Source organism: Rhizobium aethiopicum (assembly GCF_014197535.1).
Taxonomy (GTDB): domain Bacteria; phylum Pseudomonadota; class Alphaproteobacteria; order Rhizobiales; family Rhizobiaceae; genus Rhizobium; species Rhizobium aethiopicum_A.
This window is the reverse complement of record NZ_JACIFV010000015.1, coordinates 134,618-146,737: the sequence shown is the minus strand read 5'-3', so window position 1 is coordinate 146,737 and position 12,120 is coordinate 134,618. Positions and strand designations below refer to the sequence as shown.

The 12,120-nt window shown below is 58.8% G+C and carries 9 protein-coding genes; 3 read left to right on the top strand and 6 right to left on the bottom strand.

The window, feature by feature from the left end:
* Positions 1-268 precede the first annotated feature (268 nt).
* Entirely contained in the window at positions 269-1,411 is a 1,143-nt protein-coding gene (locus tag GGD53_RS20040; protein ID WP_184458620.1) for a helix-turn-helix domain-containing protein, read from the bottom strand.
* A gap of 615 nt (positions 1,412-2,026) precedes the next feature.
* On the opposite strand from GGD53_RS20040, the gene GGD53_RS20035 reads away from it, so the two are divergent.
* The 3 genes from GGD53_RS20035 to GGD53_RS20025 all read left to right on the top strand — a co-directional run bounded on the left by GGD53_RS20035 (position 2,027) and on the right by GGD53_RS20025 (position 5,866).
* Positions 2,027-2,227: a hypothetical protein gene (locus GGD53_RS20035; protein ID WP_184458619.1), complete on the top strand. Its 201-nt coding sequence runs from the start codon at positions 2,027-2,029 to the stop codon at positions 2,225-2,227.
* Positions 2,228-2,657: 430 nt separating this feature from the next.
* Positions 2,658-3,890 carry an HlyD family secretion protein gene (locus GGD53_RS20030; RefSeq protein WP_184458618.1) on the top strand — a complete coding sequence of 411 codons (1,233 nt, stop codon included), beginning with the start codon at positions 2,658-2,660 and terminating at the stop codon, positions 3,888-3,890.
* Complete coding sequence (locus GGD53_RS20025; protein ID WP_184458617.1) at positions 3,872-5,866, top strand: glycosyltransferase; 1,995 nt, start codon at positions 3,872-3,874, stop codon at positions 5,864-5,866. Before GGD53_RS20030 ends, GGD53_RS20025 begins: the two co-directional genes overlap by 19 nt.
* Positions 5,867-6,060: 194 nt before the next feature.
* On the opposite strand, the gene GGD53_RS20020 is transcribed toward GGD53_RS20025, so the two are convergent.
* The 5 genes from GGD53_RS20020 to GGD53_RS20000 form a co-directional block, all read right to left on the bottom strand.
* Positions 6,061-6,855, bottom strand: a complete 795-nt coding sequence (locus tag GGD53_RS20020) for an inositol monophosphatase family protein (RefSeq protein ID WP_210303285.1) — start codon at positions 6,853-6,855, stop codon at positions 6,061-6,063.
* A gap of 94 nt (positions 6,856-6,949) precedes the next feature.
* A complete protein-coding gene (locus tag GGD53_RS20015) occupies positions 6,950-7,591 on the bottom strand; it encodes an HAD family hydrolase (RefSeq protein WP_184458616.1) in 642 nt (213 codons plus the stop codon).
* Between the two features lie 115 nt (positions 7,592-7,706).
* A complete protein-coding gene (locus GGD53_RS20010) occupies positions 7,707-8,768 on the bottom strand; it encodes an ABC transporter ATP-binding protein (RefSeq protein WP_184458615.1) in 1,062 nt (353 codons plus the stop codon).
* Positions 8,765-10,987 (bottom strand): ABC transporter permease, encoded by a 2,223-nt coding sequence (locus GGD53_RS20005; protein ID WP_184458614.1) that lies wholly within the window; start codon positions 10,985-10,987, stop codon positions 8,765-8,767. Before GGD53_RS20005 ends, GGD53_RS20010 begins: the two co-directional genes overlap by 4 nt.
* Before the next feature lie 68 nt (positions 10,988-11,055).
* Complete coding sequence (locus tag GGD53_RS20000; protein WP_184458613.1) at positions 11,056-12,084, bottom strand: ABC transporter substrate-binding protein; 1,029 nt, start codon at positions 12,082-12,084, stop codon at positions 11,056-11,058.
* Positions 12,085-12,120: the final 36 nt, after the last annotated feature.

The following is a 12,120-nucleotide window of genomic DNA, read 5'->3' as shown; positions in this document are numbered from 1 at the left end:
ACATGGTGATCAAACAGGACATCACGACTCCGAACGCTCATGGTCTCCACCAGGCTGAAGTCGCCATCCTTGCTCCCAACGTTGGTATTGACCAGCACGTCGAGAGGCGAGACTGTCGCATCTCTAACTGGCCCAACTGTCGCATTACTAAATAGCCGCTACAGGCGAATCTGGCATAACATGTGTTATGGAACTTAAAGACGGATGGCAACAGTATCTGAATAAATACTTGAAAATACCAAGAAAATTGTTTTTTCGCCTTCCCGCATCAATGTGCCAGCGTCAGCCAGTCGCCGATCGTTGTCCCGACACGTCGCATGGAACGTGTTGCTGGGATGGCCGGGCGCTCGGTTGCTATGGTCTTTCGGACTTCACGCGGGCTGAGCCCGAATTCATGGCTGAACGCGCGGGTGAAATTGGCTGCAACGTCGAAGCCAGTGGCCTCGGCAATCTCCGAGATCGGCCTGGTGTCGGTCGGGTTCGTAAGATCCGCATAGGCCTGCAGCAAGCGACGTTTGCGAATGTAATTGAAGACGCCCCCGCTCGTTTCGAACAATTGGTAGAGCCGCGTCCGCGAGATCCCCAGCGCACGGCACATGACCTCAGGCGTCAAGCTATCTGAATGAAGATTGAGGTGAATATAGCGATGCGCCCGCTCCATCAGTCCCATATTGGTCTGTTCGTGACCGCGGTCAGAACTTGTGGAGGATGCAGCGCATGCAACGACCATATCGCCGATCGTCCGGATGATCCGCGGCACCTCCTCCACTGTCAAACTGCTCAGGTTCGCTTCCAGGCCGTTGATATAGCTGACCAGCAATTCAGCCAGGCTACCGGAGAAGGCGGTATTGTTGGCGTTCTGCAGAAGGCTCGCGTCACGGGTCAACAGTTCATAGGGCAGGAAGACGAGCACAGCGACTGAATCGGTCATCCGCCCGCGGTACGGATAACCAAGAGACCTGAAAAATATCTCACCCGGGCCGGTCTCGGTTACATGCCGATCGGCCTCGGTCCAGGCCCGGCCGCTGCGCAGTATGCCGACGTTCCAGTGATCGATTGGGCTCGATCGCAGCATCGCCTGATCGCGAATATAGCTGCACGCCTGCGCGCGCTGCTGAACGATGAGGATATCGCCGAGATGCCAGCCGGTCTGTTCCGCAAGAAAACCGTCGCCCTCCGATTTTCCTTCCGGCAGATGAACATCCATAAGGGGCGCCACATGTGATCTCCAAGCCTGGAACTGGTCTTTCGGTGGCAGTTCGTGCGTCGAAAATCGCAGGGGCACCAGGGCCGGTGGAACGTCCACCCGATGTTCTCTCTGGGAAGGCGGTTCGCGCGGCCAGCGCCGCCGCTCCAGGTGCGCCGGCCATTCCGGTCGCGCAGCGGGATCATCTCCAGACTCCGTAACCATCCAAATCCTCCAGCGGATTAGCCGATCCGGACTGTTGAAACTGAAGCAAACAACAGCCATCCAATAAAGCCGAACTGGCTAAAGCTTAACGTGCATAATCGCCTTATCATATTCCTCTGCGAGCAGAAATGGACGGACCGATAATTTTCTGGATTCGGCGATAACGACAATTGCGTCCCGTTCATATATCTAAATAAGCAATGGTTAATTCCGAAAGACGTTCGGAAATTTCCAAAATACTCAACTGCCGGTGCAATGTAGTGTCGAGGCGCCGTCAACGTAAAAAGACACTCATTCAAAACAAAAGATGCAAACATGGGAGGATAGGTCGTGAACTATCGGAGAAATAGTCGTGTGCGCTTTGCGCAAGCCTTGGCTTGCAACAGGAATTATCCTGAGGGTGCGCCAGGAAAGATTCTACCGCCCATCGTGCAGATTCATGCGAGACGCTCCTGATGCCGGACATCGGCAAATAATGGCGCGCGAGGGGTTGCGCGCAGCTGAGGCCATCTGTGTCGATGCGTAAAGGCTCGAGGCTTGCACGCAACCCCTATCATATCCACCCATTGTCGAATTTCTTTGACGCTGCCCTTTCATGTGGCAGAGGAGGCTAAGATGACTACCGCATGTGATGAGAACGTTATCCAATTGAAGCCGATTTCGAGCTGCAGACGAGAAGTCGAAGTCGCAATGGTGGAAATGCTCGTCAGTTTGCAGAAGCGTGGATGGTCGGCCGCCGAGTTGGCATTGACGCTCGCAGATGCCTCGGAAGATCTCGTCATGCTGATCGCGACCAAAAAGCTTCGACCGAATTAAAGCAGTTCCGGAAAAAGTGAGAAGCGGTTTTCTCAGGCCAAGCGCGAAGCGCTTTTGCTGGAAATTGCGTAAATAAAAAAGGTTAGAGCGGTTCTGGGCTTTCGTGAAAAGCTGAACCGCTCTGCTGTTTCTGTCTCGATGACATGGCGGCCTTGCTAGGCGCGGTAATTTCAATCACTCCCTACCGCCTACGCTCTACCCCTGACCCACCACGTCAGCCGCCGCGCCGGCTTGACCACATGGCCTGCACCGCCGGCGCCACGCCCGGTCGGCGGCATTTCGTCCAGAGCCGAACTGTTTCTGTAGCAGGTTCACGACGTCACTTGCCTATAAATTTCCATGCGCTAAATTATGCAATAATGAGTTGCATCCGTCTGTGCCGGCTCGATAGGGACGGATGGCTGCAGTCGCGATACCTTCGGATGCCGACATGATCTGGAATCATCGCATTACACGCATCGTTGTCGGCCTGTTGCTGCTGGCACTCGTGACCGTCGTGTCATTGCCGACGATTACCGGCTTTACCAGCCTTGATGGCACGGTCAATGCCCGGTTTGCTGTCGTTAATGCGCCAATCGACGGCACGATTGCCGAAGAACCCCTCAAGGTCGGCAGCCCGGTCAAGGCGGGGCAACCCCTCGCAGAAATCAGAAATACGCGCGTCAATCGGGCAATCCTCGCTTCGCTCGAGGCAGATCGCAACACGGCGCTCGACCGCGTCGCGGCCCTTAAAAAGGAACGGGAAGAGCTCTCCGCGCTTCGCGAGGAATTGTCTGCCAGATTGGAAATCTACAGGCAGACCACCATTGCCAATCTCGAGCGCGAAGTTGAAATCCTGCGGAAAAAAGTCGAAGTGTCGCAAGCTCAGGATCTGGTCGCGCAGGTCGACCTGAACCGCCGGATGGAGCTCGAGTCAAAAGGCATTCTGACGCAGAAGCTGGTCGAGGTCGCGCGGGCCGCCGGAGCTGCGACTGGCGGCGAGGTCGAAATCAGCAATTTGACTGTCGATCAATTGGAACAAAGGCTCAATGCGGTCCGCCAGGGTATCTTTGTCTTCGGCGACGGACAGAATGACGTGCCTTATTCGCGACAGCGTGAAGACGAGGTTGTCGTTCGCATCAACGACTTGAACTCACGCATCGCGGAAAACGAGACACGAGCCACCGAAGTACAAAAGCAGCTGATCAAAGAGGCAGATCGCGTCAGCAGCCTTGAGTCCGCAACCGCGATAGCGCCGTTCGACGGCGTTGTTTGGACCAGGAGCATCGTCGACGGTTCCAACGTGGTGCTGAACGACGAGTTGATGCGCCTCCTCGACTGTCGAGAGCTGTTTGTGGATATCCTCGTTCCCGAGGTCAATTACGACGAGATCTATCCGGGACTTGTCGCACAGGTGCGCTTGTTCGGCCGCAGCGATGTCTTCAAAGGAACGGTCATTTCTGCCAGAGGCAGTTCGGCTTCGGTCGAGACCGATTCCTTTGCCGCCAGTTTGCCGCCGTCGACCGAGCGTAATGCCCGCATTCGCGTTCGCCTCGATCCGTCCTTCATGAACGGCGACTTTGCGAATTCCTGCCAGGTGGGGCGCACAGTGCAGGTACGGTTTTCCAAGCATGGTATCAACGTGTCCAACTGGGTCAAAAGCCTGTGGTTCAGTATTTTTTAGCGCTGGTTCCGACCTTTCTCGTTCTGGCCTTCTTCTTTCTGGGGCCGTTCAATTGGTCGCGGCATCACACCTGGACACGGGCGGTGACCTGCGCGTTCGTCGCAGCATTCGCCTTGCGATACATGTTCTGGCGCTTGACCGAGACGGTGCTTCCCTATCCGAATGACGGTGCGAGTTTCTACTGGGTCTGGATCCTCTTTGTGGTCGAGGTTCTGGCCTGCGTCGAAGTCATCCTCTTTCTGGTATTGATGAGCCGCTATGTCGACCGGAGCGCGGAAACGGACAGGCTGGGTCGTGTTTTCTTCGCGCGCGACAAACGTGAGCTGCCGACAGTCGATGTTTTCATTCCCACCTATAACGAGCCGCTCGATGTTCTCGAGCGAACCATCATCGGCGCCCGCTCGCTGGATTATCCTGCGGACAAATTGAATGTGTATGTGCTTGACGATCAACGCCGGGATTGGCTGAAGGCCTATTGCGAAGAAAAGAACGTCATCCACGTCACGCGCGCCGACAACAGCCATGCCAAAGCCGGCAATATGAACAATGGGCTGAAGGTCAGCTCGGGCGAATTTATTGCGATCTTCGACGCCGATTTTGTTCCCTATCGGCATTTCCTTCGCCGAACGCTGCCCTTCTTTTCCGACGAAAGCATCGGCATTGTTCAGACGCCTCAACATTTCTTCAATGTCGATCCGGTGCAATCAAACCTGGGCCTGGAGAATATCTGGCCGGACGAGCAGCGTTTGTTTTTCGACGAGATTGCGCCCAGCCGAGATGCCTGGGACGTCAGTTTCTGCTGTGGGTCATGCTCGATTGCCCGGCGGCAAGCGATCGACGCAATTGGCGGTTTTCCGACGGAGTCGATCACAGAAGACCTGCTGACAACTCTTTCGATGCTCAACAAAGGCTACAAGACGCGCTACCTGAACGAGCGGCTATCGATGGGACTGGCCGCCGAAAATTTGACCGGTTATTTTGTGCAGCGCGAACGCTGGTGTCAGGGGGGTATTCAAACCCTTTACCTGTATAATGGCCCGCTGCGCGGCCCGGGATTGACGCTCTTTCAACGGATCATGTTCCTGCCGGCATCATGGCTGGTGCAGTATCTGGTCCGCTTCACGATATTGCTCGTCCCCGTCGTCTATCTCTGGTTCGGCCTGCTTCCGCTCTATTTTACTGATATAGCCGATTATGTGTCTCATCAGGTGCCGCTGCTGGCGGCGTATTTTCTCCTCATGCTTTGGATCACGCCGACGCGCTATCTGCCTGTGGTTTCCAGCGCCGTCGGGACCTTTGCGACATTCCGCATGTTGCCGACCGTGGTCTCCAGCCTGGTGAGGCCATTTGGCAAGCCTTTCAGGGTGACGCCAAAGGGCAGTGGCAACGAGGCGAACCAGTTCGACCGCTACAGCTTCGCCTGGATCGCAAGCATGATCACGATCACCGTGGTTGGTCTGCTGGTCAACATCGTACCGGAAACGTCGCATGTACAAGGCCAGTTTTCGCCGGTCGCGGCCTGGTGGTCAGGGATCAACATCGTCGTCCTGCTCATCGCGTCACTCATCTGCTTTGAGAAACCTCGGCGCCTGTTTCATGCGTTCAAGCTCGATGAGCCCGCTATTGTCGACAATGTCCCCGGCCAAGTCGTCAGTCTGGCACTCGACAAGGCGGTCGTTGCAGTCCCTGATATGGCGCGATTTCAATCCAAATCGGCGATGCTGAAACTTTCTGGCTTCGCCCCGATCAAAGCGGAGCTCGGACAGATCACCCAACGACGAAGGAGCGTAAGTCGCGGCGGCGACAAGCAAGCCTATTACCTGCACTTGTATTTCGAACTCAGCGGCTCTGCTCGCGACAGGATGATTGTAAAACTCTACACCGGTCGCTATTCGCGAGACGTTCGCGACATCGACAAGGTTGCCGTGTCTCTCAATCTGCTGTTGCGGTCATTCGGGCGAACGCGCACGTTGTAACCCGGCTCACGAGTGAGTTCGTCGCGTTTTTGATGACATTGGTCGCTCCATCTGAGCGGCTGGGTTGGATTTGACGCTCAAAACTGAGAACCAGGACGATTGCCGTGACGCCGAAGAAATCGAACTTGAGGAACAGATCCTGGCTCTGCTTGAGCGAAGCGCGCCAGAGACCTGCTCTGGGCTGTCTACAAGATTCAGCCGGTATGGATTGCCAGCAAATCACCATAAACTGTCTGATTGCTCGCCAGCACCGGATGGCCCTGCAACAAGGCTTCACCCTCGGCCGGGAAGGCTAGATGGGTTCCACCGGCCTCCTTGACGAGGCAGTAGCCCGCCATGCAGTCCCAGGCACGCATGTGGGGCTCGTAATAGCCGACAAGGCGGCCAGCGGCCACATAGGCGAGCATCAGCGCACCGGAGCCATTGCGGATGAAATTTCCACCTTTGCCGAGCAGGGCAGAGACAATTGCACCTACCCGTTCCGGCGTGACATAGGAGTTGCAGCCGATGCCGGTTATCGCATTCTGCAAAGTCCGCGACGGATCGAGGTTCAGAGTCTTGCCGTTCAGGCTTGCGCCCATGCCTGCTGCCGCTGCATAGAGTTCATCAGCGCAGGGAACATGGATCACGCCGATCACCGGCACGCCGCGGTGCAGAACGGCAATCGATACACACCAAGTTGGCATGCCATTGACGAAGGGCGCCGTTCCGTCGATCGGATCAACCACCCATGTCAATCCCGACTGCCCTTGCTGATAACCGTATTCCTCACCAAGAAATCCATCTGCAGGAAAGGCTTCTGCCACGCGCTGTCGCAGGAGCGTCTCGACGTCACGGTCGGCGATTGAAACGACATCCTGCAAATCCCGCTTCGTCTCGATCACCAGCGTCTCGCGGCCGTTGAAATAATCGAGCGCCATGGCGCCCGCCTCCTGCGCAATGGCTTTGGCGAGGGCGAAGCGTGTATCAAGTTCCGTCTCGTACGGCATAATGCTGGTACTCCATGTGATGGTTCTTGTCGTTGGCTGTTTCAGACGAGGCTCCGCAGGCGAAGGCGAGCGAAGCGACCGTACAAGCGAATTTTCAGGCATTGATCTGCAAGCTGTCGCCTCTGTTCATGCCGCATTGCTGCTCATGGGCATCGATGCAGTTCACGTCAATGGCGCTCATACCCGCCCGTCGGGCCGATTCAAGGCCTTGTTCGCTATCTTCGAACACGACGCACCGGGCCGGGTTTACTCCCAATAAACCGGCCGCCTGCAAAAACAGGTCTGGCGCCGGCTTTGGATTTGCCACGTCGTCGATCGTGACAATGTGATCGAAATACGTCCGCAGACCCGTCCCTTCCAGCGTCGCCGTCACAATCTCACGAGAACCGCCCGATGCAACGGCCATTGGAAGCAAGCCCGCCAACCGGCGAACGGTTGCAGCAACCGCACCAACTTCGAGCACCTTGTGCACATTCTGGAGAAAGTGCGATCGCATGGCGGCGATCACGGATTCGCGATCAAGCACGACGTCGAAATCTCGCTCGAAGGCGTCCATAAGAACGCCTTCGGACATGCCTGCCCGCAGCAGATACCAATCCCGGTTCATCGGCTTGCCGGAAAGTGAAAGGCCGGCCATCCATGCGTCCGCATAAATAGGCGGCGTGTCAACGAGTGTACCGTCGCAATCAAAAATAACAGCCTCGAAATCATTTTCGAGCGACAGAATATCAATCATTCCTATTCCTTCAGACGGGTGGGACATTGATTTGAAGCGGAGATTCCAGGAGGCGCGTTCATTTTGGTAGACCGGGATCGAACGCCAGTCGTCTCACAGCTTCGCCGGAGAGCTCTCACGCGCTGATAAGAGCAATGCCGCGACTTCGGAAGCCGAGTGTCGTGTCGGAAGCAACCGGCAGGATGCGGTCGACGGCATGGTCGACGATGAAGAGCGTGCCGACGTCGGTTTCGACCTCGTACTCGACATGATCTCCGAGATAGGCCGAGTGCAGGATGCGGCCGGCAAGCCCCTGCCCGCGTCCTTCCGAAAGCGCGATCGCGCCGGGTCGTACGGCAAGGCTTGCCGCGCCCGGCGTCGCCGCGCCCGCCGGCACGCGATGCCTGAAGCTACCAATGCGGATTTCAGCATCGCCGCCATCGATGCCGACCACCTCGCATGGGATGACATTCGCTTCCCCCATGAAATCGGCGATGAAGGCGGAAGCCGGCGCTTCATAGAGATCGCGCGGGGCGCCGGACTGGGCGATTTCGCCGTCCTTCATGACGATGATGCGGTCGGACACGGCAAGCGCCTCGTCTTGATCGTGCGTGACATAGACGGCCGTGAAGCCCAGGCGCTGCTGGAGTTGGCGGATATCCGTGCGCACCTTGCGGCGCAGGCGTGCATCGAGATTTGAGAGCGGCTCATCGAGCAGCAGCACCTGCGGCTCCAGCACCAGTGCGCGGGCGACGGCGACGCGCTGCTGCTGGCCGCCGGAGAGTTCGGCGGGGAGGCGGTGGCCCATGCCGGCAAGACCGACGAGCGCCAGCCCCTCCTCCGCCTTCTCGCGTGCTTCCTTGCGGCTGAGGCCGGAGGATTCCAAGCCATAGGCGACGTTGTCGCGCGCATTCATATGCGGAAAAAGCGCATAGGACTGGAACACCATCGAGACATCGCGCTCGTTGGCCGGCAGCATGGTGACGTCCTTGCCGCCGATGAGAATTTTGCCGGCCGAAGGATGTTCGAGGCCGGCAAGCATGCGCAGCGTCGTCGTCTTGCCGCAGCCGGAAGGGCCAAGCAGGGTGACGAGCGTGCCGGGCTCGATTGTGAGCGACAGGTCGGCAATGGCGGTGAAGGCGCCGAACGTCTTGCGCACGTTCTGGAAGACGACGGAACCGGCTTTTTGGTTGATCATGCGATTTTCTCCTGACGAGAGGAAGCGGAGGTGGCGAGGCCGGCGACGCGGTTTTCACGGCGCAGGCGCCGCTCGCCCACGATGAGCTGGAAGCCGGCGATGACGGTGATCATCACGACAATCAGCATGGAGGAATAGGCGATCGCCACGCCGTATTCGCCATTCTCGACGAGGCCGACGATGTAGGAGGTCGCCATGTTGTACTCGGCGCTGACGAGGAAGATGACGGCGCTGATGGAGGTGATGGCACGCACGAAGGAATAGACGAGCGCGGCAGTGATGGCAGGACGCAGGAGCGGCAGGATGACCTTGCGAATCGTGCGGAAACTGTTGGCCCGGAGCGTCAGCGAGGCCTCATCCAAGCTCTTGTCGAGCTGGCTCATCGCAGCGATGCCGCCGCGCACGCCGACCGGCATGTTGCGGAAAACGAAGCAAGCGATCAGGATCAGCGCCGAGCCGGTCATCTCGAGCGGCGGCAGGTTGAAGGCCATGATGTAGCTGACGCCGATGACCGTGCCGGGAATGGCGAAGCTCATCATCAGGGCGAATTCGAAGGCATTCTTGCCGGCGAATTTCTGGCGCACGATGATGTAGGCTGTAAGTAGACCGACTGCGGCTGTCAGCGGGGCGGAGACCAGCGCGATCTCCATCGTTGTCCAGAACGAGTTCCAGGCGACACCCGTCCAGGCAATCCCGTTTTCGAAGCTGATCGAAAAGGCCTTGGCGTAGTGGTCGAGCGTCAGCGAATTGTCGAGGCCCCAGGTCTTCACGAAGCCGCCGATCAGGATCATGCCATAGATGACGAGCGTGAAAAGGATCCAGGGGATGACGACGGCGTGAATGCCGATCGACAGCCCGCGCGGCAGGGCGATATGCGATCCGCTGTCGCCCTTGCCGGTGACGGTGGCAAAGTTCTTGCCCGCCAGCCACAGACGCTGGGCGAGGAAGGCGGAGAGCGTGAAGGCGAGCAGCACCATGGCGAGCACGGCAGCGCGCGAGGGATCATTCTGCGAGCCGACGACGGCGAAGAAGATTTCCGTCGAAAGCACGCCATGGCTGCCGCCGAGCACCAGCGGGTTGCCGAAATCGGCCATGCTTTCGATAAAGCCGATGAGGAAGGCGTTGGCGAGACCGGGCTTCATCAGCGGCAGCGACACCCGCGAGAAGGTGCGCCAACGGTCGGCGCGCAGTGTCGTGGAGGCCTCTTCCATCGACGGGCTGACGCCTTCGGCGACTCCGATCAGCACGAGGAAGGAGATCGGCGTGAAGGACAGCACCTGCGCAATCCAGATGCCGGTAAGGCCATAGAGCCAGCGACCGGGCTCTAGGCCGAACAGTTGCGACAGCCCCTGCGTGACGACACCGGCGCGGCCGAAGAGCAGCGTCAGCGCCAGACCGATGACAAAGGGCGGCGTGATGATCGGCAGGATCGTCAGCAGCCGCAGGCCCTTCTTGAAAGGAAAGCGCGTGCGGGTGGCGACGAGCGCGAAGGCAAGGCCGAGCAAGGTCGAGCCGAGGCCGGTCATGATGGCTAGCCACAGCGTGCGCCAGGCGACGCCGCAGCGGCCGGCGCCGATTACACAGTTGAGGCTCCAGATGCTCGGATCCTGGATGTTGTGGATGAAGTTATCCGCATTGAACGAGCCGTCGAAATCCTGCACCGAACCGACGAACATGCTGCCGATCGGGTAGAAGACGAAGACCGCGACGAGGAAGACCAGCAGCGCGATTGCGCTGACGACAAAGGCATCGCCCTTCATCACGCCGCGCTCGGCAAGCCCGAAGGCGAAGAGCAGCACGAACGTGATGGAAGAGAGCACCGCACCCGCCCCCATGGCGGGCTGGCCGTTCGAGAGCGGACCAAAGAGCATGTCGCTCACCGTCCAGTTCCAGCCGGAAAAGCCGATGGCGAGGCCCTGGAGCGAGAGGAAGAGAACGCCGATCGCGCCGGTCCAGGCCAGCATGGCGCCGCGGCGCATCGGATCCACCATGCCGCGACCCGCGACCGCCAGGAGAAGGAGCACGAGCGCAGCGGCAAGCCATGGCCGGTCATGCGCGAAGATCTGTACGAGACCGGGGGCGGCCTCCGTGGAAAGGGGGAAACCGGCCAGCCAACCGAGCCCGAAGAAGCCGTTCTCGATCCGATACCAGGGCAACAGGGTCAATGCGACCACGCCCAGGAGCAGGACCACGTCCAGCCTGCGATTGCCATGTCTCATGGCTGACCTCGCTGTTTTTGAGTGTAGGAAGGCGGCGCCTGTGGAGGCAGGCGCCGCCTGTCAGGACATCAGTTGGCGGCGGCGCCGATTTCGCGATCCCAGCGTTCCAGCAGTGCCTTGCGCTTTGCCGGGTCGCCATAGGTCTTGAAGTCGTAGTCGATCAGCTTGATGTCCTCGAAGCGTGGCGCTTCCTTAGGGATGGTCGCGCTCTTGTTGGAAGGCAACTGGAAGGACTTTGCATCCTTCATGCGGGACTGGACTTCCGCCGTCAGCGCCCAGTCGTACCAGATCTTCGCATTGTCGAGGTTGCGTGCACCCTTGATGATCGACATGGAGCCGATCTCATAGCCGGTGCCTTCGCAGGGCGTGATCGCCGTGACCGGGAAACCTTCCGCCGTCTGCGCCACCGCGTCGTGCACGAAGACGATGCCGAGTGCCGTCTCGCCGCGTGCAGCCGCCTTGACGGGTGCCGAGCCGGACTTAGTATATTGCGAGATGTTGCCGTTCAGCTTCTTCAGGTAGTCGAAGGCCTGGTCCTCACCCATGATCTGCACGAGCGAGGCGAGCGCCGTATAGGCGGTGCCGGAAGAATTCGGGTTGGCGATCTGGATTTCGCCCTTCAATTCCGGCGCCAGAAGGTCGGCCCAGCAGACCGGCTCCTTATAGCCCTTGGTTTTGAAGATTTCCGTGTTGTAGCCCCAACCGAGCGCGCCGGCATAGACGCCGACCGTCTTGTAGCCGGAGCTTTCGGCCTGCTTCTTCGCCCAGTCGTTGAGTTCATCGAGCTTCGGCGACTTGTATTCCAGCGTCAGATTTTCCGATGCTGCCTGAAGATGCGGGTCGCCCGTGCCGGCCCACCAGATGTCGGTCTTCGGGTTGCGAGCCTCGGCGCGCACCTTGGCGTAGGTCTCGCCGGACGAGAGGCGAACCATATTCACCTTGATGTCGCTATGCGCCTTCTCGAAATCGCCCTTCATCTGCTCGCAGATGACGACGTCGGCCGAGCAGATGAGGTTGAGTTCGCCAGCCGCCTGCGCTGGTAGCGCCGCGAGCGCCGTGCCGGCGAAGAGCATGAGGGAAAGGGTCTTGGTTTTCATAGTGGCATCCTCCTGTTGCCTGGGTTTGATTTCGCA